At 71.9% G+C, this 26,503-nt stretch carries 25 protein-coding genes, 1 other RNA gene and 1 pseudogene; 21 read left to right on the top strand and 6 right to left on the bottom strand.

The window, feature by feature from the left end; translation table 11 throughout:
* Window positions 1–883 precede the first annotated feature (883 nt).
* The 3 genes from ACWIF2_RS04180 to ACWIF2_RS04170 are packed head-to-tail and all read left to right on the top strand — an operon-like array spanning window position 884 to window position 3,818.
* Window positions 884–1,741, top strand: coding sequence for a MaoC/PaaZ C-terminal domain-containing protein (locus ACWIF2_RS04180; protein WP_454358492.1), 858 nt, complete (start codon window positions 884–886; stop codon window positions 1,739–1,741).
* Window positions 1,742–1,788: 47 nt separating this feature from the next.
* Window positions 1,789–2,865: a Zn-dependent alcohol dehydrogenase gene (locus ACWIF2_RS04175; RefSeq protein WP_454358491.1), complete on the top strand. Its 1,077-nt coding sequence runs from the start codon at window positions 1,789–1,791 to the stop codon at window positions 2,863–2,865.
* An 11-nt stretch (window positions 2,866–2,876) separates the two neighbouring features.
* Window positions 2,877–3,818, top strand: a complete 942-nt coding sequence (locus tag ACWIF2_RS04170; RefSeq protein ID WP_454358490.1) for a 3-oxoacyl-ACP reductase — start codon at window positions 2,877–2,879, stop codon at window positions 3,816–3,818.
* A gap of 69 nt (window positions 3,819–3,887) precedes the next feature.
* Here ACWIF2_RS04170 and ACWIF2_RS04165 read toward each other — a convergent pair whose 3' ends face one another.
* Together ACWIF2_RS04165 and ACWIF2_RS04160 are read right to left on the bottom strand one after the other, a co-directional pair.
* Window positions 3,888–4,055, bottom strand: coding sequence for a hypothetical protein (locus tag ACWIF2_RS04165; protein WP_454358489.1), 168 nt, complete (start codon window positions 4,053–4,055; stop codon window positions 3,888–3,890).
* A gap of 97 nt (window positions 4,056–4,152) precedes the next feature.
* A complete protein-coding gene (locus ACWIF2_RS04160) occupies window positions 4,153–5,412 on the bottom strand; it encodes a hypothetical protein (protein WP_454358488.1) in 1,260 nt (419 codons plus the stop codon).
* 280 nt (window positions 5,413–5,692) lie between these two features.
* Between ACWIF2_RS04160 and ACWIF2_RS04155 the strand changes: the two genes are divergently transcribed.
* The 3 genes from ACWIF2_RS04155 to ACWIF2_RS04145 are packed head-to-tail and all read left to right on the top strand — an operon-like array spanning window position 5,693 to window position 8,585.
* Window positions 5,693–6,547, top strand: a complete 855-nt coding sequence (locus tag ACWIF2_RS04155) for a Nif3-like dinuclear metal center hexameric protein (RefSeq protein WP_454358487.1) — start codon at window positions 5,693–5,695, stop codon at window positions 6,545–6,547.
* A complete protein-coding gene (locus tag ACWIF2_RS04150; RefSeq protein WP_454358572.1) occupies window positions 6,544–7,287 on the top strand; it encodes a zinc ribbon domain-containing protein in 744 nt (247 codons plus the stop codon). Before ACWIF2_RS04155 ends, ACWIF2_RS04150 begins: the two co-directional genes overlap by 4 nt.
* 14 nt (window positions 7,288–7,301) lie before the next feature.
* Complete coding sequence (locus ACWIF2_RS04145; RefSeq protein WP_454358486.1) at window positions 7,302–8,585, top strand: bifunctional RNase H/acid phosphatase; 1,284 nt, start codon at window positions 7,302–7,304, stop codon at window positions 8,583–8,585.
* Here the strand turns inward: ACWIF2_RS04145 and ACWIF2_RS04140 are convergent.
* The 4 genes from ACWIF2_RS04140 to ACWIF2_RS04125 form a co-directional block, all read right to left on the bottom strand.
* Window positions 8,560–9,207 (bottom strand): bifunctional 4-hydroxy-2-oxoglutarate aldolase/2-dehydro-3-deoxy-phosphogluconate aldolase, encoded by a 648-nt coding sequence (locus ACWIF2_RS04140; protein ID WP_454358485.1) that lies wholly within the window; start codon window positions 9,205–9,207, stop codon window positions 8,560–8,562. The genes ACWIF2_RS04145 and ACWIF2_RS04140 overlap by 26 nt on opposite strands.
* 74 nt (window positions 9,208–9,281) lie before the next feature.
* Window positions 9,282–10,064 carry a peroxide stress protein YaaA gene (gene yaaA, locus ACWIF2_RS04135; RefSeq protein WP_454358484.1) on the bottom strand — a complete coding sequence of 261 codons (783 nt, stop codon included), beginning with the start codon at window positions 10,062–10,064 and terminating at the stop codon, window positions 9,282–9,284.
* A 53-nt stretch (window positions 10,065–10,117) separates the two neighbouring features.
* A complete protein-coding gene (locus ACWIF2_RS04130) occupies window positions 10,118–10,696 on the bottom strand; it encodes a hypothetical protein (protein WP_454358483.1) in 579 nt (192 codons plus the stop codon).
* Entirely contained in the window at window positions 10,693–11,448 is a 756-nt protein-coding gene (locus ACWIF2_RS04125; protein WP_454358482.1) for a MerR family transcriptional regulator, read from the bottom strand. Before ACWIF2_RS04125 ends, ACWIF2_RS04130 begins: the two co-directional genes overlap by 4 nt.
* A gap of 132 nt (window positions 11,449–11,580) precedes the next feature.
* Here ACWIF2_RS04125 and ACWIF2_RS04120 point away from each other — a divergent pair, with 132 nt between their 5' ends.
* The 15 genes and pseudogenes from ACWIF2_RS04120 to ACWIF2_RS04050 all read left to right on the top strand — a co-directional run bounded on the left by ACWIF2_RS04120 (window position 11,581) and on the right by ACWIF2_RS04050 (window position 26,494).
* Window positions 11,581–12,147: a Uma2 family endonuclease gene (locus tag ACWIF2_RS04120; protein WP_454358481.1), complete on the top strand. Its 567-nt coding sequence runs from the start codon at window positions 11,581–11,583 to the stop codon at window positions 12,145–12,147.
* A gap of 42 nt (window positions 12,148–12,189) precedes the next feature.
* On the top strand, window positions 12,190–13,020 hold the full coding sequence (locus tag ACWIF2_RS04115) for an AraC family ligand binding domain-containing protein (RefSeq protein ID WP_454358571.1): 831 nt from the start codon (window positions 12,190–12,192) through the stop codon (window positions 13,018–13,020).
* A gap of 19 nt (window positions 13,021–13,039) precedes the next feature.
* A pseudogene (locus ACWIF2_RS04110) lies at window positions 13,040–13,819 on the top strand (DMT family transporter); the annotation flags it as partial.
* Between the two features lie 115 nt (window positions 13,820–13,934).
* Window positions 13,935–14,344: RNase P RNA component class A (rnpB, locus tag ACWIF2_RS04105), an RNA gene on the top strand.
* A 174-nt stretch (window positions 14,345–14,518) separates the two neighbouring features.
* Entirely contained in the window at window positions 14,519–15,550 is a 1,032-nt protein-coding gene (locus tag ACWIF2_RS04100) for a lytic transglycosylase domain-containing protein (RefSeq protein WP_454358480.1), read from the top strand.
* 55 nt (window positions 15,551–15,605) lie between these two features.
* Window positions 15,606–16,706 carry a sigma-70 family RNA polymerase sigma factor gene (locus ACWIF2_RS04095; protein ID WP_454358479.1) on the top strand — a complete coding sequence of 367 codons (1,101 nt, stop codon included), beginning with the start codon at window positions 15,606–15,608 and terminating at the stop codon, window positions 16,704–16,706.
* Window positions 16,707–16,844: 138 nt separating this feature from the next.
* Window positions 16,845–17,777: an ABC transporter ATP-binding protein gene (locus ACWIF2_RS04090; RefSeq protein WP_454358478.1), complete on the top strand. Its 933-nt coding sequence runs from the start codon at window positions 16,845–16,847 to the stop codon at window positions 17,775–17,777.
* Window positions 17,774–18,544 carry an MlaE family ABC transporter permease gene (locus ACWIF2_RS04085; RefSeq protein WP_184592005.1) on the top strand — a complete coding sequence of 257 codons (771 nt, stop codon included), beginning with the start codon at window positions 17,774–17,776 and terminating at the stop codon, window positions 18,542–18,544. The genes ACWIF2_RS04090 and ACWIF2_RS04085 overlap by 4 nt, the downstream gene beginning before the upstream one ends.
* A gap of 3 nt (window positions 18,545–18,547) precedes the next feature.
* On the top strand, window positions 18,548–19,351 hold the full coding sequence (locus ACWIF2_RS04080; protein ID WP_086842861.1) for an MlaE family ABC transporter permease: 804 nt from the start codon (window positions 18,548–18,550) through the stop codon (window positions 19,349–19,351).
* An 8-nt stretch (window positions 19,352–19,359) separates the two neighbouring features.
* On the top strand, window positions 19,360–20,610 hold the full coding sequence (locus ACWIF2_RS04075) for an MCE family protein (RefSeq protein ID WP_454358477.1): 1,251 nt from the start codon (window positions 19,360–19,362) through the stop codon (window positions 20,608–20,610).
* Window positions 20,607–21,644: an MCE family protein gene (locus ACWIF2_RS04070; RefSeq protein WP_454358476.1), complete on the top strand. Its 1,038-nt coding sequence runs from the start codon at window positions 20,607–20,609 to the stop codon at window positions 21,642–21,644. The genes ACWIF2_RS04075 and ACWIF2_RS04070 overlap by 4 nt, the downstream gene beginning before the upstream one ends.
* The gene (locus ACWIF2_RS04065; RefSeq protein WP_454358475.1) at window positions 21,641–22,801 is read left to right on the top strand and encodes an MCE family protein; all 1,161 of its coding nucleotides are present in this window, start codon (window positions 21,641–21,643) and stop codon (window positions 22,799–22,801) included. Before ACWIF2_RS04070 ends, ACWIF2_RS04065 begins: the two co-directional genes overlap by 4 nt.
* Window positions 22,798–23,913, top strand: a complete 1,116-nt coding sequence (locus ACWIF2_RS04060; protein ID WP_454358473.1) for an MCE family protein — start codon at window positions 22,798–22,800, stop codon at window positions 23,911–23,913. The genes ACWIF2_RS04065 and ACWIF2_RS04060 overlap by 4 nt, the downstream gene beginning before the upstream one ends.
* Window positions 23,910–25,220 carry an MCE family protein gene (locus tag ACWIF2_RS04055; protein ID WP_454358472.1) on the top strand — a complete coding sequence of 437 codons (1,311 nt, stop codon included), beginning with the start codon at window positions 23,910–23,912 and terminating at the stop codon, window positions 25,218–25,220. The genes ACWIF2_RS04060 and ACWIF2_RS04055 overlap by 4 nt, the downstream gene beginning before the upstream one ends.
* On the top strand, window positions 25,217–26,494 hold the full coding sequence (locus ACWIF2_RS04050) for an MCE family protein (RefSeq protein ID WP_454358471.1): 1,278 nt from the start codon (window positions 25,217–25,219) through the stop codon (window positions 26,492–26,494). The genes ACWIF2_RS04055 and ACWIF2_RS04050 overlap by 4 nt, the downstream gene beginning before the upstream one ends.
* The last annotated feature ends 9 nt before the right edge of the window (window positions 26,495–26,503 follow it).

Genomic DNA, 26,503 nt, shown 5'->3' with positions numbered 1-26,503 from the left:
CGTCGGGGGAGGACGGTAGCGGCTGGGCGTTTGCCGCCTGCTCTCAGCCCCAGCCGCTTGCCGTCGGCCGGCGAACTGTCACGCCGGTTCCGCCACCGCCGGGCGCGCGTCCGCCGTATCGACGTCGAGCGGCAGCTCCGCCGTCACCGCGAACCCGCCCCTCGCCCGCGGCCCCGCCGTCTGCGACCCACCCGCCATCGGAAGCCGCTCCGTCAGCCCGGTCAGACCCCCCGTCCCGCCGAGCCCAGCGGAGCCCCAGGGCCCGCCCAAGGATCCGAGCTCACCAGCGGCACAGACCTTGCCCATACCGACCGCCCCGCCCGCGCCTCCGCCGCCCGCACCCGCCCCGCCTTCGGCCGCGGCGGCCGTCCCGTTCCCGCCTCCGGCGGCCGCCCCGGCCGTGCCTTTGGCGCCCGCGCCGTCCCTGCCTGTGGCGACTGCCCCGGGCCTGCCTACGCCGCCCGCACCTGCCCCGGCCGCGGCGGCCGTCCCGTTCCCGCCTCCGACGACCGCCCCGGACGTGCCGTCGGCGCCCGCGTCGCCCCCGCCTTCGGCGCCCGCCCCGTCCCCGATCCGGCGCGGTGGGCGGCAGATGCGGTTGTACGGAGTTCGGCAGGACAAACGTCACCCCCGGGTGGCCGTCCTCCCGGAACCCCGGCATCTGACACAGCGTCAGGAGGCTTCACAAGTGTGGGGGCCTGGGCTATACAGAGGGCGCGGGACTGGAACGCGTTCCAGTTGAAGTCGGTCCTTTCCGGTTCGGTCCGTTCCGGTCCGTTCCGGTTCGGTCCCAGACGGCCTCGGTGCGGCCGACGGTGCGGACGGCCGTGCCGAGGTCTCTTCCACGGCGAGCCGAGGTCTTCCTACGGCGATCAGGAGCCCCATGCCCATCGACGCAGTCAAGGCGCTCGCCGCCGAACCCCGGACCGGCGAGATCACCTGGGACCACAAGGACGTGCAGCTCTACCACCTCGGCATCGGCGCGGGCACCCCCGCCACCGACCCCGACGAGCTGCGCTACACCCTGGAGTCCCGGCTGCACGTCCTGCCGAGCTTCGCCACCGTCGCGGGCGGCGGAAAGCCCGGGGTGACCGGCGGGCTGTCCATGCCCGGCATCGAGGTCGACCTCGCCCGTGTCCTGCACGGCGGCCAGAGCCTCGTCATCCACCGGCCCATCCCCGCGACGGGCACCGCCACCGCGACCAACCGGATCGCCGCCGTGTACGACAAGGGCAAGGCGGCCGTCCTGGTCCTGCGTACCGAAGCCGGCGACTCCGAGGGCCCGTTGTGGACCAACGACGCCCAGATCTTCATCCGCGGCGAGGGCGGCTGGGGCGGCGACCGCGGCCCGTCCGCCCGGCTCGACCCGCCCGCCGGTGAGCCGGACCGGGTCGTCGACCGGCAGGTCCGCGAGGACCAGGCCCTCCTCTACCGCCTCTCCGGCGACTGGAACCCCCTGCACGCCGACCCCGAGTTCGCCAAGGTCGCCGGGTTCGAGCGGCCCATCCTGCACGGGCTGTGCACCTACGGCATGACGCTCAAGGCCGTCGTCGACACGCTGCTCGGCGGGGACGTGACCCGGGTGCGCACCTACACCACCCGGTTCGCCGGGGTCGTGTACCCGGGGGAGACGCTGCGGATCCGCATGTGGCACACGCGCGAGTCCACCAGGGTCGCCGTCGGCGCGGCAGGGAGGGACGACGCGCCCGTCCTCGCCGACACCATCGTCGAACACACCTGAGTCCAGAACGACGTTGATCCAGAACGCCGTACGAGGGGAGCCGCACCATGCGCGCAGCCGTACTGCACGAGATCGGCCAGGACAAACTGGAGGTCCTCGACGACGTCGAGGCGGTGGGCTTCGGACCCGGCAAGGTGCGGATCAGGGTGCGCGCCACGGGCCTGTGCCACTCGGACCTGTCCGCGATGAGCGGGGTGCTGCCGCAGCCCGCGCCGTTCGTGCCCGGGCACGAGGGGGCGGGGGAGATCCTCGAAGTCGGCGAGGGCGTAGGCCACCTGAAGGCCGGTGACCGGGTTGTCGTGTGCTGGCTGCCCGCCTGCGGCGCCTGTCCCGCCTGCAAGCGCGGCCAGACCGAACTGTGCCTGGCCGGGTTCATGAACGCCGGCACGCCCAACTTCAAGCGCCCCGGCGGGGACGTCTTCGGTTTCGCCGGCACCGGCACCTTCACCGAGGAGGTCGTGGTCGACGCCGGCTGCGCGGTGCCGATACCCGACGACGTGCCCTTCGACATCGCCGCCCTCATCGGCTGCGGTGTGACGACCGGACTGGGCGCCGCGCTCAACACGGCGGACCTGGAGGCCGGCTCGTCGGTGGCGGTGATCGGGTGCGGGGGCGTCGGCATCTCGGTGATCCAGGGGGCCAGGCTGCGGGGCGCCGCCGAGATCGTCGCCGTCGACCCCATCGCCTCGCGCCGTGAGGCCGCTATCGGGTTCGGCGCCACCAGGGCCATCTCCCCGGACGAACTGCCTGACGCCAAACAGCAGGTCACCGCCGGTGAGGGCTTCGACTACGTCTTCGAGGTCGTCGGCAAGTCGGCCACGGCACGGACCGCGTACGACACCACCCGGCGCGGCGGCACCCTCGTCGTGGTCGGCGCCGGCGCCATGGACGACTTCCTCCAGCTCAACATGTTCGAGCTGTTCTTCGACGAGAAGCGCGTCCTGCCGTCCATGTACGGCGGCGGAGACGTCCTGCGCTCCTACGAACGCACCATCGCCCTGTGGCGCGCGGGCCGGGTCGACCTGGCGGGCCTGATCACCCACCGGGTCCCGTTCGCCGACGTCAACGAGGCCCTGGACCAGATGCGGACCGGGACCGCCCTGCGTACATGCATCGAGATGTGAGGACGCCCACCATGCCGCTGCCTCTGCAGGGACTGTCCGCCGTCGTCACGGGCGCGGGCCGCGGGCTCGGCCGGGCCGAGGCGCTGGAACTCGCCCGGCTCGGCGCCGCCGTGGTCGTCAACGACTACGGGCAGCCCGGCCGCGACGGCAGCGGCGCGGCCTCAGCCGGGCCCGCCGAGGAGGTCGCCGCCGAGATCCGGGCGTCGGGCGGGACCGCCCTCGCGCACACCGGCGACGTCTCCGACTTCCGGCAGGCGGGCGAACTGGTCGAGTCGGCCGTCGCCGAGTACGGCAGGCTCGACATCCTGGTCAACAACGCGGGCATCCTGCGCGACCGCATGGTCTTCTCGATGGCCGAGGAGGAGTGGGACGCCGTGCTCCGGGTGCATCTCAAGGGGCACTTCAACACCACCCGGTTCGCCGCCGCCCACTGGCGGGAGCGGTCCAAGCGGGCGGGGGAGCCGGTGTTCGGGCGGATCGTGAACACCTCCTCGGAGGCGTTCCTCGCCGGTTCCGCCGGGCAGCCCAACTACGCGGCGGCCAAGGGCGGGATCGTCGGCCTCACCACCTCCACGGCCCTCGCCCTCGGCAAGTACGGCGTGACGGCCAACGCGATCTGCCCCCGCGCCCGCACCCGGATGACCGAGGACGTCTTCGCGGGCGTCGAGCAGCCCTCCGGCAACGCCATCGACCCACTCGCCCCCGAGCATGTCGCCCCGCTCGTCGGCTATCTGGCCTCACCCGCGGCCGCCCACGTGAACGGGCAGCTCCTCGTGGTGCACGGCGGGATGGTCGCCGTCGTCGAACGGCCGCGGGTCGCCGCCAAGTTCGACAGCAAGCAGGACACCTTCACGTACGACGAGCTGGAGGCCGTCCTCGGGCCGTACTACGCGGACCGGCCGATGGGGGAGACCTTCGCGGCGGCGGAGGTGCTGGGACTGAGACGCGGCTGAGGAACGCCGAACGGCCCCGCCCCTCATACAAGGGGTGGGGCCGTTCGCTGTTCGGTCACTGACGTTCCGTCAGGCCGCCGTCTCGGTCTGCTCGGTCTCCGCCACCGGCTTGCGGTGGCGACCGCGCGGAGCCGTCTCGCCGTCGTGCGTGGAGACCTCGCCACGGTGCCGGCCTGGGCCGGTGGAGGTCTCCTGGACGTCGTCAGCGTGCAACTGGTTGGTGCCGGCGTCGCTCATCGGATGGAATTCACCCCGTCAACATGATCTTTCTTACAGCCGGGCGAGTGTAACCGGCACCCCGCACCCGGGATCCAGGCGGCCACGCCAACCGGCACTAGTTCGTTACAAGCCGTCCCAATGGCGCTTGCTGCAGCGGCACCGGGCGGGGGGCGGAGGGGGGCGGGGGTGCCGGTTCCGCTGCCGGGCCTGGTTCCGGTCCCGGTCCTGGTTCCGGTCCTGGTTCCGGTTCCGGTCCCGGTTCAGGGGGATGCCCCGGTGCGGCGGTCGTGCCGGCTGTCCGCGCGCCCGCCTCCTGCCCTGATTCCTTGCCCGGCTCCTGCACCGCCGCCCCGGGCGGGCTCACCTGCGCCACTCCGCACGGCACGAGCTCCGTCGCGTACGGCAGCCGCAGCACTCCCTCCGGCGTCCACAGGCCGGTGCCCGCCAACCACCCCTCGGGCGCCGGGAGATGGTGCACCCGCCGCTCGGCCGGCCGCCACACGGCGACCCAGCTGCCCGCCGGCCCGTCCACGCGCAGCGCCACCGCACAGCTCTCCGGCGTCAGCACCTGTCCCGGCTGGATCGCGAACGGCGTGACCGCGCAGTCCCGCAGCCGCAGGCACTCCGGGAAGCGCACCGGCAGGGTGCTGCCCAGGACGCCCCAGCCCAGCCGGTCCTGGCCCGGCGAGGGCGCGTCCGAGCGGACGATCAGCAGCCCGCTGTCGTGGTCGGCGAGCAGCAGCCGGTCGTCGCTGTCGGCGGCGATCTGCAGTAGCGGGGACACCTGGCCGCCGCGCTCCAGATCCACCGCAACGGCCTTGGTGGGGCCGCCGGTCTCCCGGTCCAGGGCCAGCAGCCGCCCCGTCGGGTCCAGCCAGACGCCGCCCGAGCAGCGGCCGGGCAGCTCGGCCAGCTGTTCGGGCCCGGAGGGGCCGCCGGCCACCAGCCACACCGCCGTCGAACGCCGGCCGACCGCCAGGGCGTACGCCCGCTCGCCGCCGGGGGCGGGCGGCAGCAGCCGCAGCCGGGCGGCCGGGTCCGGGCACTCGATCGCGCCCAGGGGCAGCTCGCCGGTGCCGGGCCCGGTCGGGTACAGCAGTGAGAACGCGTGCCGCCCGGCCACCAGGCGGTGGATGAGGACCCGCCCGTCGGCCATCGGCTGCACCTCGGTGCCCGGCTCCTCCGGCTGATTGCGGGGCAGCGGCACCGCGTAGGGTTCGGGGCCGTCCAGGGTCCAGCGCTCCGGGAACCAGGAGTCGCCGGCCGACGCCAGGCGTGCGGCGTAGGCACCGTCGGCGGAGAGCGCGCAGCTCACCGGCCCCGCCCTGTCCCCGTCCTCGTGTGCCGCCGAAGGCTCGATCGCACAGGCAGTCATCGTTCGGTCACCTCCAGTGACGAACGTAGTTTTCGTCCCACACGCGGGGAATCCGGGCGCTCCGGCTTCACACATAAGGGTGTTCCAGGAACGATTCGCCTGAGGAAAAGGGGCATTTGTGCTCGGCGGGCCGAGCGGTGGCCTACGGGGCCGGTGACGGTGGCGGTGGCGGTGAACGCGGTGGTGACGATGGCGGTGACCGTGGCGGGGGCGGTGGCGGTGACCGCGACGGTGGCGGTGGCGGTTCAACGCCACAGATCAGACGGGTAGCCTTGCTCCCGTGCCCCGTCTGTCTGAAGTCATCGCCGCGCTCGAGAACCTGTGGCCCGCCGAGCGGGCCGAGTCCTGGGACGCGGTCGGCACCGTCGTGGGCGACCCGGACCAGGAGGTCACCCGGGTGCTGTTCGCCGTCGACCCGGTCCAGGAGATCGTCGACGAGGCGGTGAAGCTGGGCGCCGACCTGCTCGTCACCCACCACCCGCTCTATCTGCGCGGCACGACGACCGTCGCGGCGACCCACTTCAAGGGCCGTGCCGTCCACACCCTCATCAAGAACGACATCGCGCTGCACGTCGCCCACACCAACGCCGACACCGCCGACCCGGGTGTCTCCGACGCCCTCGCGGGCGCCCTGGACCTGCGCGTCACCGGACCGCTCGTCCCTGACCCCACCGACCCGGAAGGTCGCCGGGGCCTGGGCCGCGTCTGCGCCCTGGACCACCCGCTGACCGTTCGCGAGTTCGCCGCCCGCGCCGCTGAGCGGCTGCCCGCCACCGCGCAGGGCATCCGCGTCGCCGGCGACCCCGAGGCGGTGCTGCGCACGGTCGCCGTCAGCGGCGGCTCCGGCGACAGCCTCTTCGACCACGTACGCGCCGCGGGTGTCGACGCCTTCCTCACCGCGGACCTGCGGCACCACCCGGTCTCCGAGGCCCGCGCCCACAGCCCCCTCGCGCTGCTCGACGCGGCGCACTGGGCCACCGAGTGGCCCTGGTGCGAGCTGGCCGCGAGCCAGCTCGACGAGATCTCCGACCGGCACGGATGGGACCTCCGCGTCCACGTCTCGAAGACGGTCACCGACCCCTGGACCGCGCACGCGGCCTCCGCCACTTCTGACCCCCTGGGAGCCCCGAACTGAACGCCGCGCCCGCCGACCAGATCCGACTCCTCGACGTCCAGAACCTCGACGTCCGCCTCCAGCAGCTCGCGCACAAGCGGAAGTCGCTGCCCGAGCACGCCGAGATCGAGTCGCTCGCCAAGGACCACATCCAGCTGCGCGACCTGCTCGTGGCCGCGCAGACCGAGGAGAGCGACACCGCCCGCGAGCAGACCAAGGCCGAGCAGGACGTGGACCAGGTGCGTCAGCGCGCCACCCGCGACCAGCAGCGCCTGGACTCCGGTGCCGTCACCTCCCCCAAGGACCTGGAGAACCTCCAGCGCGAGATCGCCTCGCTCGCCAAGCGGCAGGGCGATCTGGAGGACGTCGTGCTGGAGGTCATGGAGCGCCGGGAGGCCGCGCAGGAGCGGGCGGCCGAGCTGACCGAGCGGGTCGCCTCCGTCCAGTCGAAGATCGACGACGCGACCGCGCGCCGGGACGCGGCCTTCGAGGAGCTCGACGGCGAGGCCGCCACGGCGTCCAAGGAGCGCGAGGTCGTCGCCGCGTCGGTGCCCGCCGATCTGCTCAAGCTCTACGACCGGCTGCGCGAGCAGCAGGGCGGCATCGGCGCGGCGAAGCTGTACGCGCGCAGCTGCCAGGGCTGCCGGCAGGAGCTGGCCCTCACGGAGCTGGCCGAGATCCGCAAGGCGGCGCCCGACACGGTGATCCGCTGCGAGAACTGCGGGCGCATCCTGGTGCGCACGTCCGAGTCGGGGCTGTAAGGGGCGACAGGGCGGTGGCCGTACGGGAGTTCATCGTCGAGGCCGACGGCGGGTCGCGGGGCAACCCGGGGCCCGCGGGCTACGGGGCCGTGGTGAGCGACGCGGCGACGGGGGAGACCCTACGGGAGGTGGCCGAGTACATCGGCGTCGCCACGAACAACGTCGCCGAGTACCGCGGCCTCCTCGCCGGCCTGCGCGCGGCCCATGAACTGGACCCGGCCGCGACGGTCCACGTCCGGATGGACTCCAAGCTCGTCATCGAGCAGATGTCGGGCCGCTGGAAGATCAAACACCCCGACATGAAGCCCCTGGCGGCGGAGTCGGCCCGGGTGTTCCCGCCGGGCCGGGTCACGTACGAGTGGATTCCCAGGGAGCAGAACAAGCACGCGGACCGGCTGGCCAACGAGGCGATGGACGCCGGGGCCAGGGGAGAACAGTGGTCGGAGTCGACATCGACGGCTGAGCTGGACACGTCCACGGCCGAGCTGGACACGTCTGACGGTGCGGGGCCCGATGCCGAGCAGGCCGACGCCGATGTACCGGGCGTCCGTGCCGACGCGGATACACCCGACGTCCGTGCAGATACCGACGCCGACGCCCGCTCGGTGAAAGCCGACGCCGACGCCCGTGCCGCCAAGGCCGTTGCCGCGCCGGGCTGGGCGCCCGCCGACATGGGTGCCCCCGCCACCTTCGTGCTCCTGCGTCACGGCGAGACCCCCCTCACCCCGCAGAAGCGCTTCTCCGGCAGCGGTGGCACCGACCCCTCCCTCTCCGACGTCGGCCGGGAACAGGCCGAGCGGGCCGCCGCACTGCTGGCCAGGCGCGGCACGATCCAGGCCGTCGTCTCGTCGCCGCTCACCCGCACGCGGGAGACCGCCGGTATCGTCGCCGCCCGGCTCGGGCTCGACGTGAGCATCGACGACGGACTGCGCGAGACCGACTTCGGCGCCTGGGAGGGACTCACATTCGCCGAGGTGCGCGAACGCCACCCCGACGACCTGAACGCCTGGCTGGCCTCCCCGGACGCCGAACCCACCGGCGGCGGCGAGAGCTTCGCGGCGACGGCCACCCGGCTCGCCGCCACCCGCGACAAGCTGGTCGCGGCGTACGTGGGCCGCACGGTGCTGCTCGTCACCCACGTCACACCGATCAAAACGCTCGTCCGGCTCGCCCTCGGCGCCCCGCCGGAGTCCCTGTTCCGCATGGAGCTCTCGGCCGCGTCCCTGTCGGTCGTGGCGTACTACGCCGACGGCAACGCCAGCGTCCGCCTCCTCAACGACACGTCCCACCTGCGCTGAGCCCCGCCGCCGCACGGGCCAGCTCCTCGACCCGCCCCCAGTCGCGGGCGGCGACCGCGTCCTGCGGGAGCATCCAACTCCCGCCCACGCAGCCGACGTTGGGCAACGCGAGATAGTCCGGCGCGGAGGCCGGGCCGATCCCGCCCGTCGGGCAGAAACGGGCCTGCGGCAGCGGCCCCGAGAGCGACTTCAGATACGGCGTACCGCCAGCGGCCTCGGCCGGGAAGAACTTCATTTCCCGCACCCCGCGCTCCAGCAGCGCCACGACCTCGGACGTGGTCGACACCCCTGGCAGGAACGGCACCCCGGACGCCCGCATCGCGTCCAGCAGCAGCTCCGTCCAGCCGGGACTGACCAGGAACCGGGCGCCCGCGGCCACCGACTCCTCGACCTGGCCGGGACTGATCACCGTCCCGGCACCCACCACCGCCCCCGGCACCTGCCCGGCGATCTCCCGGATCGCCTCCAGCGCCGCCGGCGTCCGCAACGTCACCTCGATCGCGGGCAGCCCACCGGCCACCAGCGCCCGCGCCAGCGGTACGGCGTCGCCCGCGTCCTCGATGACGACGACAGGGATGACGGGCGCGAGGTCCAGCACGGAGGCGGGCGGGGGAGAGACCATGGCGGTATCCTGCCGCCGACTCGGCAGCATGCGCAAAGCTCATTGCGCATGCTGCAACATGCGTCACGTGGCGGTCAGTGAACCTCGTCCACCAGCACGTCCAGCGCCCACGCCTGCCCCGCCCTGCCCGGCGCCTCGGCCTCCACGACGTACCCGAGCTCCCGCAACGCCGTGACCAGCTCGGCCGGGTTCTTCGGATCGGCCCCGGCGGTCAGCAGGCCGCGCACGATCCGCCCCTTGGTCGCCTTGTTGAAGTGGCTGACCACCTTCCGCGTCGGCGCGTGCAGCACCCGTACCGACGCCGTCCGCCCGGCGATCTCGCCCTTCGGCTTCCAGGCGGCGGCGTACGCGGCGGACCGCAGATCCAGTACCAGCCCGCCCCCGGCCACCTCGGGAAGCACCGACGCCATCGGCGTACGCCAGTGCGCGCCCAGCGCCCCGAGCCCCGGCAGCCTCACCCCCATCGAGCACCGGTAGGACGGAATCCGGTCCGTCACCCGCACCGCACCCCACAACCCGGAGAACACGAGCAGCGAGCGCGCCGCCCGCCGCTTGGCGGCGGCGTCCAGGGTCGCCAGGCCGAGGGCGTCGTAGAGCACGCCGGTGTAGATCTCCCCGGCCGGCCGCGCTCCCGCCGTCCGCAGCTCCGCGTTCTTCGCGACCTCGCCCCGCAGCCCCTCGCTGAGCCCGAGCACCTCGCGCGCCTTGTCCTCGTCGCCGGCGCACAGCTCGACCAGCTCGGTGAGAACGGCCTCCCGGGCGTCGGTCAGCCCCGGCAGCGACAGCGACTCCGGCTTCAGCGGGGCTCCGCGGCCGGAAGAGGCCTTGCCTTCGGACGGCGGCAGCAGGACAAGCACGCGTACTCCTTCAATCGAACTCCGCCGACAGCGTACGGGGACCTGCGTCGACCTCAGACGCGCGCCCGGCCGAGGGCGCGGACGAGGCCGTCGGCATCGTCGGCGTGGAAACGGACGACACGCACCGCCCGCCGACGCCCGAGGAAGGTGAGATGGGTGACGGGTTCCGTCAGTTCGATCGTGACGGTCGTCTGGGCGCCCACCTCGACATTGAGCTCGCCGTCGGCCCGCTGGTGCGTCATCCGCAGCTCGCGCCGCACCGAGGCGATCAGCTCCAGCGGCACCCGCAGATCGACATGGACGTACCGCCGGATCCGCAGCTCACCGCCGACCGGATCCAGTACGTGCGGACGTACGACCGACGAGGCGTGCAGCCCGACGACGAAGACGAGGCTGTACACGTCCACGAAGAGGAAGACGGCGTGCACGGTCGGCCAGTCCCGCAGCAGCACGGACATCGCCACGGTCTCGACGACACACACGAAGCCGAACCCGAACATCATCGCGCCCTGCCCGCGCGCGTACCCGAAGACCTGACCACCCCTGGTCCCCTGCGTACGCCGCGCCACCCACATCACCAGGCTCACGAGCACGCGCACCTCGTGCCGGACCAGCAGCCGCGCGATCCTCATCGTCGCTCCTCGGTGAGGATGTGGAGCGTCCGGCGGATCGCCTCCGCCTGGGCCGGAGCGAGATCGGCGTAGAAGGCGCGCATGACACTGTCGTCGTGGTCGAGATCCCCGACCTCCGGGAACAGTTCCGGGGGAATGCAGTCGGCCAGGGCCCGGGCGGCCCCGTCGACCCGCGGATCGTCCGGCTCGGCCTCGGCGAGCGCGTCGAGCAGCGCGTACGCCTCATGGGCCCGCGCCACGGCCTCGGGATTCCCCAGGGCCTCACCCAACGACGACACGAGCTGCTCCCGCGCCTCGTCCGGCATGGCCGTCTCCAGGAAGGCCATGATCTCGCGGTCCTTGGCGGCCATGGGCGAGTCCGACAACTGCTCCGACCCGGCGAACAAGGCGGCCAACTCCGGCGACACAGGCCCTTCGACCGGCAGCCCGCCCTCCGCCTCCAGCAGGATCCGCAACCGCCCCCGCCGCTCCCGGATGGCCTCCTCCTGCCGCGCCAGATCCTCGTCCAGCTCGGTCAGCACCTCGACCAGGTCCTTACCGGCCTCGTCCGCCAGCACGTCCCGCACCTCGGCGAGCCCGAGCCCCAGCTCGGTCAGCCGCCGGATCCGCGCCAGCACGACGGCGTGGCGCAGGCCGTACTCCCGATACCCGTTCGCCCGCCGCTCCGGCTCCGGCAACAGGCCCAGCTGGTGGTAGTGCCGCACAGCCCGCGTGGTGACGCCGACGGCGGCGGCGAGTTCTCCGATCCGCATGGGACCAGTGAAGACGTTGACGTTGCGGCAAGGTCAAGCGACACCATCGAGGGAACGGCTCCCCAACCCACGGACGTGATCCGCGCAGTGTCCCAGTCTGGTCAGTGATCGTCGGAGGGGAGCATCACCGCTATGGCGCAGGACCCGTACACGCAGAAGCTGCTGCTGGACTGGTTCGTCAAACTGGACACCCCGGAGGGTTTCCGGGCGGAGCTGGTCGAGGGCGAGTTCGTCCTTACATCACTTCCGGACGGTCATCACGAGCACTGCATCAGCCGGATCGTGAGACAGCTCCATCTGCGCTCAGAGTTCGACGTTCAGTTCTCCGGGAACAAAGGGCTGAAGCTGGGGCACGCGCACGGCCATCCTCAGGACCATGTGATTCCAGACGGCACGATCGTCGCCCGCGCACCGTGGCTCTTCCGAGGGGCCCCACCATGGATGCCCTGTGCGGGAGTCACCATGGTGCTGGAGGTGACCTTCACCAGGCCGGATATCGACCGCGAGGCCAAACGCCGTTGCTACGCCCGCGGTGGCATCCCCTTCTACCTGCTCGTCGACCGCGACGCCTCCTCGATCACCCTGTTCACCGAGCCGGAGAGGAGCGACTACCACCGACTCTGCACCGCGGCCTTCGGCAGACCGCTGACTCTCCCGGAACCCTTCGCCTTCGATCTGGACACCACCGACTTCCTCTGATCCCCTGTGAGCCGGGGGTATGAGGTGAGCACACAGGCACAGATGCGAGAACAGGCCAGCTGGACCAGGGCACGCCTGGGTCGCGCCGGCCCGCCCCTCGACCTCCTCACCGCCCACTTCGACCAGCACGTCTACGCGCCGCACGCACACTCCGAGTTCACCATCGGCGTCACGGTCGGCGGCTCGGAGGTCATCGCCTACCGGGGCGGCCGGATCCACTCCTACCCCGGCTCGATCGTCGTCCTGGAGCCGGGCGAGATGCACACCGGCGGCCCGGCCGCCTCCGACGGATACGCCTACCAGGCCCTCTACGCCGAGCCGTCCCTCCTCACCGACGGCACCGACGGCACCCCCGGGGGCTTCCCGCACTTCCGGGACGCCGTGCTCCACGACCCGGACCTGGCCACCGCCCTCCGCCGCGCCCACACGGACATCAGCACCTGCCCCGACCCCCTGGAGGCCGAGTCCCGCCTGCCCTGGCTGCTCACGGCCCTGTCCCGCCGCCATTCCACGGCCCGCGCGAGCAACGACACCCTGCCCGGCGCCGACCACATCGCCAGGTCCGTACGCGACCGCCTCGCCGACGAACTGCTGGACCCTCCCTCCCTGGCCGCCCTCGCCACCGATCTCGGCCTCTCCCGCTACCAGCTCCTGCGCGCCTTCCGCACGACGATGGGCGTACCGCCGTACGCCTGGCTCGCCCAGCACCGGGTCGCCAGGGCCCGCGGACTCCTGGAGTCCGGCCTGCGCCCCGCCGAGGTCGCCGGACTCGTCGGCTTAGCCGACCAGGCGCACCTCACCCGCTGGTTCCGCCGGGTCCTGGGAGTGACCCCGGCGGCGTACCGCAACAGCGTTCAAGACACGACGGGGTGACGCGGCCGAGACTCGCCGCATGACTGCACGCGGCTGGTTCCTGTTCTCCCTGATGGGAGTGGTCTGGGGCGTCCCCTACCTGATGATCAAGGTGGCGGTGGAAGCGGTGTCCCCGTCCATGGTGGTGTTCACACGCTGCGCCCTCGGCGCCGCACTCCTGCTCCCCTTCGCGATACGCCAGGGCGGCCTGCCCCGCACGATCCGCGCCCACTGGCGCCCGATGCTCGCCTTCGCGTGCATCGAGATCATCGGCCCCTGGTGGACCCTGACCGACGCCGAACGCCACCTCTCCAGCTCGACGGCGGGCCTGCTGATCGCCGGCGTGCCGATCGTGGGCGTGGCCCTGGCCCGCTTCTTCGGCGAGACGGAGAGGCTGGGGGCGAGGCGGGCCACCGGACTCGGCCTGGGCCTGGCCGGCGTAGGGGTCCTCACGGTCCCGCACCTGACGGGCGGCGACGCGAAGTCGCTGGCCGAGGTACTGGTGACGGTGGTGGGCTACGCGACGGCGCCCCTGATAGTGGCCCGCCACCTGAAGAACGTCCCGACCCTCCAGCTCATCGCCCCCTGCCTGGCCCTGGCGGCACTGGTCTATGCCCCGGCGGCGGCGCTGACCTGGCCGTCGGCCATGCCCTCCGCCTCGGTCCTGGCGGCGCTGGCGGCGCTGGGCGTCGTCTGCACGGCGATCGCCTTCGTGGCCTTCCTGGAACTGATCAAGGAGGCGGGCCCGACCAGGGCGACGGTCTTCACGTACGTCAATCCGGCGGTCGCGGTGGCGGCGGGCGCGATCTTCCTGGACGAGCGGCTGACGGCGGGCATCGTGGCGGCGTTCACGCTGATCCTCGCGGGCTCGGTCCTCGCCACCGCCGCCGGTCCGCGCCCCCGCTCCCGCCCGGTACCATGGTCCACACGGCAGACGAGCCGGGCGGACGGCCGCGTGGAGTCCCCCTGACGGGGAGCTTCCCGAGGAACGTCCGGGCTCCACAGGGCAGGGTGGTGGCTAACGGCCACCCGGGGTGACCCGCGGGACAGTGCCACAGAAAACAGACCGCCCAGCACCTCGGTGCTGGGTAAGGGTGAAACGGTGGTGTAAGAGACCACCAGTGCCCAGGGTGACCTGGGCAGCTAGGTAAACCCCACCCGGAGCAAGGTCAAGAGGGGCCGCCGTAAAAAGCGGCTCTGCGCGGACGATCGAGGGCTGCCCGCCCGAGTCCGCGGGTAGACCGCACGAGGCCGGTGGCAACGCCGGCCCTAGATGGATGGCCGTCGCCCCGGCTCCCGCGAGGGAACCGGGGAACAGAACCCGGCGTACAGCCCGACTCGTCTGCCGTTCCCCATGCCCGCACGGTCCACGCCGTCCGACCCGCAGATGGACAGAGCGCGACGGACCCGCCGCCCCGCCCCGTAGAGCAGTGGACAGACAGTCCACAGGGATGGGGAGCAGGACGTGGCAGGGCACAGGGGTAGACGCGTCACGGGGACGTTGGCCGCATTGGCGGCGATGGCGGCGCTCACGGCGTCACAGGCGCCGGGGGCGGTCCCGGCGCGGGCTTCCGCACCGGCCCCCGGTCGGGTACCCGCCGAGGACGGACCGAGCGTCTCCGGCGACGCGCCGTACCAAATCGAGTTGCCGCCACTGCGGACCGGGAGGCGCGCAGGCGGCGGGGCGGCGACGGAGGTGGGCGGCGCGCTGCCGGCGAGTGTGTTCGCCGCCTATCGGCGGGCCGAGGACCGGCTCGCGCGCGAGGCGCCCGGCTGTCGGCTGCGCTGGCAGCTGCTGGCGGCGATCGGGCAGGTGGAGTCGGGGCAGGCGCGCGGTGGCAGGGTGGGGTCGGACGGTACGACCTTGGCGCCGATCCTCGGGCCGCGGCTGGACGGCGTGGCCTTCGCGCTGATCCGGGACACCGACGGCGGCGCGCACGACGGGGACACGGCGTACGACCGCGCGGTCGGGCCGATGCAGTTCATCCCGTCGACCTGGGCCCGCTGGGGCGCGGACGGCAACGGCGACGGGCGCAGGGATCCGAACAACGTCTTCGACGCGGCACTCGCCGCCGGACGGTATCTGTGTGGCGGCGGACGGGACCTGTCCGTTCCCGCCCAGCTGGACCGCGCGATCCTCGGCTACAACCACTCGGCGGCCTATCTGCGCACGGTCAGGGCCTGGTACGCGTACTTCATGGAAGGGCACCGGGTGGTGCCGGACGGCTCCGCCGGGTCCTTCGCCGAGTCCTCCTCCGCTCGCCCGGAGCCGTCCCGGCCGGCCACCACGCCGAAGCCGCCCTCGCCGACACCCTCCGCCCAGCCGAGTGCCCCGCCGTCTCGAACTCCGGCGACCCCTGCCTCCCCGGCCCCGGCCAGAACCCGCCCGGCCACCGACCCCGAGAAGCCGGATGGTCCCCGACTCCCCGCGCCTGCCCCGGACTTCGAGCTCCCGGGCGATGACCTGCTGCCCAGCGGCGCCCCACCCACCAGTAACAGCGCGGACTCGATGACCGCCTCCCCCTCCACAACCGCCGATACTCGGCGGTAATGTCGCCACCCGCCGGACGGCACCAGACCGGTGGGTGAGCGCGAAGGGGTCCCTCATGGCGACGGACATGCCTGCGGACATGCCCGCAGAGATACCTGTGGAGAGGCACGCGGCCGACGAGCGGTGGCGGCGTATGTGGAGCCACCGCGAGCAGCTGCTCAAGGTGGCCCGGCGCAGGTCGATGAGCCAAGAGGACGCCGAGGACGCGGTGCACGAGGCGATGCTGCGCGCCGCCGAGCGGCCCGACCTGGACGAGGAGCGGCTCGCGGCCTGGCTGACGACGGTGACGATGCGGCTGTGCGTCGACCGCTACCGGCAGGTGAACCGTGAGGCCGAGGTGCGTACCAGCCCGACGCTCATCGCCCCCGGTCCGGTGCCCGTCGAGGAGGCGGTGTGCGACCGGGCCGAGGCGAAGTGGCTGGCGGTGCGCAGTGGTGAGCTGCCCGCGCGGCAGGCCGAGGCGCTGCGGCTGAAGTCGGAGGACCTGGACGTCGGCCAGGTCGCCGTCCGGATGGGGCTGAGCTACCGGACCGTCGAGTCGCTGCTCGCCCGGGCCCGGCGGACGCTGCGGCAGTCGCTGGCGGCCACGTTCGGGTTCGCGCTGTTCCTGATCGGGTGGGGACGGCCGCGCGGAGTCGGCAGGGCACAGGCCGTGGCGGTCGCCTCGACGGCGGCGTCCCTGGCGGTGGCGGGGTTCGTGCTGCCGTACGCCCTCGACGGCAGCGGGGGTGGGGGCGGTACGGTGCCTCGCCCCGCCGCCGCCTCGCCGGGCGCGGAGACGTTGCGGCCGGACGGCGGTGGCGGGGGCCGTACGGCTCGGGGGAGTGGGCCCACGGCTGCGGCAGCCGAGCGCGGAGCGGCCGAGTCCCGCGCCGGCGAATCGTTCCTCCCCCTGTCCGTGCCGTCGCTGCCTGAGGTCCCGGATGTGCCGGACGTCCCGGTGTCGCCGCTGCCTCCGCTGTCCGCGCCGGAGGTCCCGCAGGTGCCCGACGTCCCGAAGCCGGATGTCCCCGATCTGCCGGTGGAGCCCTCCGCCGTGCCGACGGACACGGCGGACACGGCGGTCCCGGCGGTCCCGGCGGTCCCGGAATCTCCAGAGGCTCCCGCCACACCGTCCGCCTCGCTCCCCGAGCCCATCGTGCGCCCGCTTCCGTAACGCCCGGAAGCCCGCCCGGAGACCTGTCTGGAAACCCGCCCGAAAAAAATCCGCCACTCGAGCGACGGACCCCCCGCCCCTCCCCGTAGAGCAGATGTCAGAGCTGCTCCACGGACATGGGCTGAAGGGCGGGACCGGATGGGTGTCGAGATCTGTGTGGAAGGGCTGACCAAGTCCTTCGGTCACCAGGTCATTTGGCAGGACGTGTCGCTGACGCTGCCCGCCGGGGAGGTATCGGTCATGCTCGGGCCCTCGGGCACGGGCAAGTCGGTGTTCCTCAAGACGCTCGTCGGCCTGCTCAAGCCGGAGCGCGGCTCCATCACGATCCAGGGCCGGGACATCACCAAGCTCCGCGAACACGACCTGTACGAGGTGCGCAAGCTGTTCGGCGTGCTGTTCCAGGACGGGGCGCTGTTCGGCTCGATGAACCTGTACGACAACATCGCCTTCCCGCTGCGCGAGCACACCCGCAAGTCCGAGAGCGAGATCCGGCGCATCGTGCTGGAGAAGATGGACATGGTCGGGCTGATCGGTGCGGAGGGGAAGCTGCCCGGCGAGATCTCCGGCGGGATGCGCAAGCGCGCCGGGCTGGCCCGGGCCCTCGTCCTGGACCCGGAGATCATCCTCTTCGACGAACCCGACTCGGGCCTCGACCCGGTCCGCGTCGCCTACCTCAACCAGCTGATCGTCGACCTGAACGCCCAGATCGACGCGACCTTCCTGATCGTCACGCACGACATCGCCTCGGCCCGCCAGGTGCCGGACAACATCGGGCTGCTGTTCCGCCGCGAGCTGGTGATGTTCGGGCCACGCGAGGAGCTGCTGGCCAGCGACGAGCCCGTCGTACGGCAGTTCCTGAACGGCCGGATGCAGGGCCCGATCGGCATGGCGGAAGAGAAGGACGCGGCGCAGGTCGAGCAGGAGCTCGCGCAGATCGACGACAGCGCTCGCGTTCACGAGCCGCCGGCTCCACGCCTGCTGCCGGGGCCGGGCATCTCCCGGCCACCCCGCTGGGAGGCCATCGCCCGGCGCGAGGCGGCGCTGCTCCAGAGGGAGGTGGCCGGCGCGTGAGCCTGTCACCGGTGGGAGCGCTGCGGCACTCGGGCAGCCTCTTCGCGATGGCGCTGGACGTCGTCCGCACGATTCCCCGAAGGCCCTTCCAGGCCCGGGAGTTCATTCAGCAGACGTGGTTCGTCGCGAGCGTCACCATCCTGCCGACGGCCCTGGTGTCGATCCCCTTCGGAGCGGTGATCGCGCTGCAGATCGGCAGCCTGACCCGGCAGCTCGGCGCCCAGTCCTTCGCCGGGGCGGCCTCCGTGCTCGCCGTGCTGCGCGAGGCCTCGCCGATCGTCACCGCGCTGCTGATCGCGGGCGCCGGCGGCACGGCGATCTGCGCCGACCTCGGGGCGCGGAAGATCCGCGACGAGATCGACGCGATGCAGGTGCTGGGCATCGACCCCATCCACCGGCTGGTCGTCCCCCGCGTGCTGGCGTCGATGCTGGTGGCGGTGCTGCTCAACGGCCTGGTGTCGGTGGTCGGTGTGGCGGGCGGCTACTTCTTCAACGTCGTTCTCCAGAACGGCACCCCGGGCGCCTATCTGGCCTCCTTCACCACGCTCGCCCAGCTGTCCGACCTGTGGGCCGCGGAGATCAAGGCGCTGGTTTTCGGAGCGATCGCGGCGATCGTCGCCTCGTACAAGGGGCTTACGGCCAAGGGCGGTCCCAAGGGGGTGGGCGACGCCGTGAACCAGTCGGTGGTGATCACCTTCATGTTGCTGTTCGTGACGAACTTCGTGATGACCGCCGTGTACTTCCAAGTCGTTCCCCAGAGGGGCTGAGGCATGGCGCTGTTGAAAGGCCTGGAGGAGCTGGGAGCCCAGCTGTCCTTCTACGGGCGGTCGTTGGCCTGGACCGGCCGTACCGTGCGCCGCTACAAGAAGGAGATCCTGCGGCTGCTCGCCGAGGTGAGCTTCGGCCGGGGCGCGCTCGCCGTCGTGGGCGGCACGGTCGGCGTGATCGCCTTCCTGTCGTTCTTCACCGGTACGGAAGTGGGATTGCAGGGGTACGCCGCGCTCAACCAGCTCGGCACCTCCAACTTCGTGGCGTTCCTCTCGGCGTACTTCAACACCCGTGAGATCGCCCCGCTGGTGGCCGGACTCGCGCTCTCCGCGACCGTCGGCGCCGGGTTCACCGCCCAGCTCGGCGCGATGCGGATCAGCGAGGAGACGGACGCGCTGGAGGTCATGGGCGTGCCCTCACTGCCGTTTCTCGTGACGACGCGGATGATCGCCGGGTTCGTGGCCGTCATCCCGCTGTACGTGATCGGCCTGCTGTCCTCGTACCTGGCCGCCCGCACCATCACCACCGGCTACTACGGGCAGTCCACGGGCACGTACGACCACTACTTCCAGCAGTACCTGCCCCCGGTGGACGTCCTGTGGTCCTTCGGGAAGGTGCTGGTCTTCGCCGTCCTGATCATCCTGGTGCACTGCTTCTACGGCTACTACGCGAGCGGCGGCCCGGCGGGCGTCGGCGTCGCGGTGGGCCGTGCCGTACGGACCTCGATCGTGGCGATCAACGTCCTGGACTTCTTCCTGTCGCTGGCGATCTGGGGCGCCAGCACGACCGTACGGATCGCGGGGTGAGCCGCCGTATGAGGGTGCTGAGACTGCGGTTGTACGGTGTCGTCTTCATCGCCGTGCTCGCGTTGCTGCTGTCCCTGTCCGTCGCCGTCTACCGGCAGGCGTTCACGCCGGTCGTGCGGATCACGCTGGAGGCCGACAGCCTCGGCAACCAGCTCGATCCGAGCGCCGACGTCAAGCTGCGCGGGCTGCTGGTCGGCGAGGTGCGCGAGGTGCGGGCCGACGGGACGAAGGCGACGCTCGGCATCGCGCTCAAGCCGGAGCACGTCGCCCACATCCCGTCCGACGTGCACGCGCGCCTGCTGCCCAAGACGCTGTTCGGCGAGAAGTACGTCGACCTGGTCCCGCCCGAGCGCTCTGCGCCCTCTTCAGCTCGGCCCATCCGTGCCGGTGACGTCATCACCCAGGACCGCACCCGCGTCGGCATCGAGGTGCAGCAGCTGATGAACGACCTGCTGCCGCTGCTGCGGACCGTGCAGCCCGGCAAGCTCAACGCCACGCTCTCCGCGTTCGCCACCGCCCTCGACGGCCGCGGCGACCGGATCGGCGACAACCTCACGCGAGTGGAGGCCTACCTGCGCCGCCTCAATCCCCACCTGCCGTCCCTGAAAGAGGACATCGCACGCTTCGCCGACGTCGCCGAGGTCTACGGCGACGCCGCGCCCGACCTGATGGAGATCCTGCGCAACACCGTCACCACCAGCCGCACGATCGTCGAGGAGAAGGACCGGCTGGCAGCGGCGCTGAAGAGCACGGCCACCGTCGCGGGCACCGCCGAGGACTTCCTCGACGCCAACGGCGCCAGACTGATCACCCTCGGCCGGGTCTCCCGCCCCACGCTGGAGCTGTTCGCCCGCTACTCACCCCAGTACCCCTGCCTGCTGGCCGGCCTGGTCCGGCAGGAGAAGGCGTCCGAGGAGGCGTTCCGGGGCGGCACAATGCACATCACGCTGGAGGTCGTACGGGCGCAGGGTGCCTACGAACCGGGTGAGGAACCGCGCTACGGCGAGCGGTCGGGCCCGAACTGCCGTGATCTGCCGCACCCTCCGGTTCCGGCGCCCGGCGCCCACCTCAACGACGGTTCCAAGAAGGCAGGTTCGACTTCGGGCGGCCCGCACGGCGTCTCCGCCACCCGGGCCGAGCAGCGGGCCGTCGGCTCGCTCGTGGCGCCGGTGCTGGGCGTACCCGCTGACGAGGTGCCGCCGGTCGCGACGCTGCTGTTCGGGCCGATGGCGCGCGGGACGGCGGTGAGCGTCGCATGAGCACCACAGGAGCGCGGCAGACCGCCGCTCCGCTGATCAAGTTCAGTCTCTTCGCGCTGGTGACGGTGCTGGCGACGGCCCTGCTCGCCGCCACCATCGTGAACATCTCCTTCACCCCCGAGCAGGAGTACCGCGCGGTCTTCAGCGACGTCACCGGCCTGGAGGAGGGCGACGACATCCGGGTGGCCGGAGTACGGGTCGGCGAGGTCGAGGGCATCCGGATCAAGGACCGGACGCTGGCCGAGGTCACCTTCACGGCAAGCCGGGACCGGCCGCTGCTCACCAGCACGGGCGCCGTCATCCGCTACCGCAATCTGGTCGGGCAGCGGTACGTCGCGCTGACCGAGGGCGCCGGCGACGGCACCCGGCTGCCCCCCGGCGGCACAATCCCGCTCGCGCGCACCCAGCCCGCCCTCGACCTGAACGCGCTGCTGAGCGGCTTCAAGCCGCTGTTCGCCGCGCTCAGCCCGAAGGACGTCAACCAGCTCGCCACCGAGATCATCAAGACCCTCCAGGGCGAGGGCGGCACCGTCAACAGCCTGCTGACGCACACGGCATCGCTCACCACGACGCTGGCCGGCCGCGACAAGCTGATCGGCTCGGTGATCGACAACCTCAACACCGTGCTGGAGACGCTCGACAAGCGCGGCGCCCGCTTCTCCGGACTGCTCAAGCAACTGCGCCGGGTCATCTCGGGCCTGTCCGCCGACCGCAAGCCCATCGGGGAGTCGCTGGTGAGCATCGGCGATCTGACGGAGGCCACCTCGGGCCTGCTGAAGGACGCGCGTCCGCCGCTCAAGGACGACATCGCGGAACTGACCGAACTCACCGGGACGCTGAACGACAACGAGAAGACGGTGGAGGGCGTGCTGAAGCGGCTGCCGAACAAGCTCACCGAGCTGACGGGGACGGCGTCCTACGGCTCGTGGTTCAACTTCTACCTGTGCGACTTCGACGGCCGGATCGTGCTGCCGAAGACGAAGCAGGTGCTCACGCCCGAGATGCACGTGGCGAGGGCGAGGTGCGGGGCATGAGCCGCAGGAAGCGTCCGGAGCCGCTGTTCAAGGTGCGGGTGGAGCCGCCGAGGCTGCCTCGCGTGCGACTGCCGAAGGTACGGCTCCTGCCGCGCCGCAAGCCCCGTCCGCAGCCGTTGATCAAGGTCCGTGTCGAGCCGCCGAAGCTGCCGAGGATACGGCTCAGCCGCCCGCACCTCGGCCCCTTCCGCGAGCGCAACCCCGTCGTCATCGGGGCGGTCGGCCTCACCGTCCTCGCGCTGCTGACCGCGGCCGCGTTCAACGCCGACCGCCTGCCGGTGATCGGCGACGGCGAGACGTACAGCGCCGCCTTCGCCGAGGCGGGCGGTCTCAAGCCGGGCGACGAGGTGCGGATCGCCGGAGTCAAGGTCGGCAAGGTCGAGGAGGTCGACCTGGACGGCGACCACGTCAAGGTCACCTTCAAGATCAAGGGCGAGCCGGGGTTCGGCACCGGGACCGGCGCGTCGATCCGGGTCAAGACGATCCTCGGCGCCAAGTACCTCGCCCTGCACCCCAAGGGCCGGGGCCGGTTGGAGCCCGGCAGCGAGATCCCGCTGGAGCGGACCGTGCCGGCGTACGACGTCGTGCAGGCGTTCAGCGACCTCACCACCACGACGGAGAAGGTCGACACCGACCAGCTGGCGAAGGCGCTGGACACCATCTCCACCACCTTCGAGGACTCACCGGAAGAGGTACGGGCGTCCATCAAGGGCCTGTCGAAGATCTCCCGGACGGTGGCCTCGCGCGACAAGGCCCTCAAGGAGCTCCTCGACCACGCGAACGGCGTGACGGGCGTACTCGCCGAACGCTCGGGCGACTTCACCGCCCTGGTCAAGGACGGCGACAAACTGTTCAGGGAGATCAGCAAGCGGCGTGCGGCGATCCACAAGCTGCTGAAGACCTCCGCCGCGCTCGGCATCCAGCTCTCCGGCCTGGTCCAGGACAACGAGAAGGAGATCGGGCCCGCGCTCAAGGGCCTCGACACCGTGGTGAAGATGCTCGAACGGAACCAATCAAGCCTGGACCGGAGCATCAAGCTCCTGGCCCCCTACGTGCGGGTCTTCACCAACACCCTGGGCAACGGCCGCTGGTTCGACTCCTACGTCCAGAACATGGTCGCCGCTCCGGTGGTACCGCGGACGGGAGGCGCGCAGTGAGCAACCCTTGGAGGAAGCGCCTGGCCCTGCTGACCGCCCTGGCCCTGGTCGCCGCCCTCACCTACGTCCTGTGGCCGCGGACCGAGCCGGCCCGCGTCACGGCGTACTTCCCACGGACCGTCGGCATCTACCCCGGATCGGACGTCCGCGTGCTGGGCGTGCGGATCGGCGAGGTCAAGAAGATCACGCCGGAGGGCGGCCGGGTGCGGGTGGAGCTGGAGTACGACGCGGACCGCAAGGTCCCGGCGGACGCGCAGGCCGCGATCATCAACTCCTCGGTGGTCAGCGACCGTTACCTGCAGCTGCTGCCGGTGTACCGGAGCGGTCCGGTGCTGCGGGACGGGGACGAGATCCCCGAGTCGCGTACGGCCGTACCGGTCGAACTGGACCGCGTCTTCGACAGCCTGCACACCACGGCCGAGGCGCTCGGACCCGAGGGCGCCAACAAGGACGGCGCCCTGTCACGGCTGCTCGGCGTCAGCGCCGACAACCTCGACGGCCAGGGCGAGAACCTCCACCGGACGGTCGAGGACCTCTCGGAGGCGGTCACGACTCTTTCCGACGGCCGCACGGACCTGTTCGGCACGGTCCGGAACCTTCAGGTGTTCACGGCGGCGCTGGCGGCGGACGACAAGAGCGTGCGGTCGTTCAACACCAGCCTCGCCAAGGTCGCCGGGCAACTCGCGGGCGAACGCAAGGACCTGGCGGCGGCGCTGAAGAACCTCGGCACGGCGCTCGGAGACGTGTCCGGCTTCGTGAAGAAGAACAAGAAGTCGCTGACGTCGAACGTGGAAGGCCTGAGCAAGGTGACCAAGGTGCTCGTCACCCAACGCGCCGCGCTGGAGGAGCTGTTGGAGGTCGCGCCGACGGGCATGTCGAACCTGAACAACGCCTACAACCCCTCCGCGGGCACCCTCGACACCCGCAACAACCCCGATCATCCGCAGGACCCGGCCGCACTGCTGTGCTCGATCCTGAAGACCGCCGGGGAGAAGACCGACTGCAAGGACCTGAGGGACCTCTTCGACTCCCTGCCCGAAGTGCCCCAGGGCACCGCGGTCACCGGCACGGTCGACCGCACCCTCGGCGGAATCCTGGGGGCGAGCGCATGAGGCCACTGCGCAAGGGCGGGGCCGTCGCATGGGCCGCCGTCGGGACGCTGCTCCTGTCCGGCTGCGAGGTCAACGGCTGGTACGACGTCCCGCTCCCCGGCGGAGCCGCCGCCGACGGGCATGCCTACCACGTCACCGTCGAGTTCCGTGACGTCCTCGACCTGGTTCCGCAGTCGGCGGTCAAGGTCAACAACGTCACTGTCGGCGCGGTGGAGAAGGTGGAGCTGGAGGGCTGGCACGCGAGGGTCCGCCTCAGGGTCGCCGACTCGGTGAAGCTGCCCGCCAACGCCATCGCCGAGCTGCGGCAGACCAGCATGCTCGGTGAGAAGTACGTGGCGCTGTCCAGGCCGCTGGAAGGCACGCCGGCCGGCCGGCTCAGCGACGGTGATGTGATCCCCCTGTCCCGCAGCGGCCGCAACCCGGAGGTCGAGGAGGTGCTGTCCGCGCTGTCCGCCCTGCTCAACGGCGGCGGCGTGGCCCAGCTCAAGACGATCACCACGGAGCTGAACAAGGCCCTGGAGGGCCGCGAGAACCGGGTCAAGTCCCTGCTCAAGGAGCTCGACACGTTCATCGGCGGCCTGGACGACCAGCGCCAGGACATCGTCCGCGCGCTGAAGGCCGTGGACCGGCTGGCCAAACGGCTGGGCAAGGAGAAGACGACGATCGCCGAGGCCGTCGACACGATGCCGCCCGCCCTGAAGGTCCTGGCCGACCAGCGCCGCGACCTGACGAGGATGCTCACCGCCCTGTCCAAGCTGGGCAAGACCGGCACCAAGGTGGTCAACGCCTCCCACGACGACACGGTCGCCAACCTCAAGCAGCTGCGGCCGATCCTGCGACAGCTCAACAAGGCGGGCAGCGACCTGCCCCACTCCCTCGAGCTGCTGACGACGTACCCGTTCCCGCGCAACGTGGTGGACGCCATCAAGGGCGACTACGTCAACCTGCACATCACGGCGGACCTCGATCTGGCCGGGATCTACGGCAACCTGACGGACGAGCCGGGCGGCGGGAACGGCGGGGACACCGGGCCCGGGCTTCCCGAGACCCCGGACCTGCCGGACGTACCGGACCTCCCGGACGTGCCGGAGCTCCCGGACGTGCCGCGCGTGCCGAAGCCCACCGCGCTGCCGAGCGGTCCGAGCGTGCCGTCGTCCCCGTCGGCCCCCGACGGCGGCGACGACCCGCTGTGCCCGCCGGTGTGCACCGCCGGCTACGGCGCCGGCGGCCACCGCACCGGGGGCGACCGGCCCGACGGGATCAACCTCGAACTCGCCGAGCTGATGCTGAAGGGGGTCCAGCCGTGATCACCCGTACGGTCAAGGCGCAACTGATCGCCTTCGCCACCCTCACCGCCGTGGGTGTGTCGTACGTCGGCGCCGAGTACACGGGCCTGGTGGACGAGGTCCTGGACCGCGGCTACACCGTGCGGGCCGACTTCGCCGACTCCGGGGGCGTCTTCCCCGGAGCCGAGGTCACGTATCGCGGGGTGCCGGTGGGCAAGGTCGGCGCACTGCGCCTGACCGGCCCGGACGGGGTCTCGGTCGCGCTCGACATCGAGGACGGGGCGCCGCGCATCCCGGCGGACACGCTCGCGGTGGTGGCGAACCGTTCGGCGGTGGGCGAGCAGTACGTCGACCTCCAGCCCCGCACCTCCCACGGCCCGTACCTGCTGAACGGCAGCTCGATCCCGCGCGAGAGCACGCGGGTGCCGCTGCCGACGACGGACCTGGTCCTCAGCCTGGACCGCCTGGTGAACTCGGTCGGCAAGGACGACCTACAGGTCACGGTCGACGAGTTGGGCAAGGCTTTCGCCGGCACCGGCCCGAACCTGGGCCGCCTGGTGGACTCGGGCAACACCCTGGTCGAGTCGGCGTCCGAGGCACTGCCGGAGACGATCGCCCTGATCGAGGACTCACGGAAGGTCCTGAAGACGCAGGCCGACCAGGGCTCGTCGATCAAGTCCTTCGCGCGCGATCTGGCGGCGCTCTCGGCCCAGTTGAAGGCCAGTTACGGGGACCTGCGCAAGCTGATCGGCAACGCGAGGCCGGCGGCGCAGGAGCTGAACTCGCTGCTGAAGGCGACCGGGCCGGAGCTGTCGGTCCTGCTGGCCAACCTGATCAGCGGCGGCCAGGTCACGCTGGCCCGCCTCCCCGGCGTGGAGCAGGCCCTGGTCACCTTCCCGCTGATGGTCGCGGGCAGCTACACGGTCGTCCCGGGCGACGGCACCACCCACTTCGGCCTGGTGCTGAACGCCGACGACCCGCCGGCCTGCACCCAGGGGTACGGCACGGCACGCCGCGACCCCGCGGACACCAGCACACGCGAGGCGAACACCGACGCCCGCTGCACGCTCCCGCGCGGCAGCGAGTCGTCGGTGCGGGGCGCTCAGAACGCCCCGGGCGCGTCGACCACCGGCGGCGGCGCGAACCAGGCGACGTACGTCACCCCGTACGACCCGGAGACCGGCACCACCACCGGCCCGGACGGAAGGAACGTCGAGATCGGCTCGACGGGCGGCCAGCAGGCCGTGTTCGGAAAGGAGTCGTGGCAATGGCTGCTCGTTGGCCCCATGGCATGAGGCGGGTGC

This window comes from Streptomyces sp. NPDC055506, from assembly GCF_053643595.1.
The sequence above is the reverse complement of the archived record's forward strand: the minus strand, read 5'-3'. Positions and strand labels throughout refer to the sequence as shown.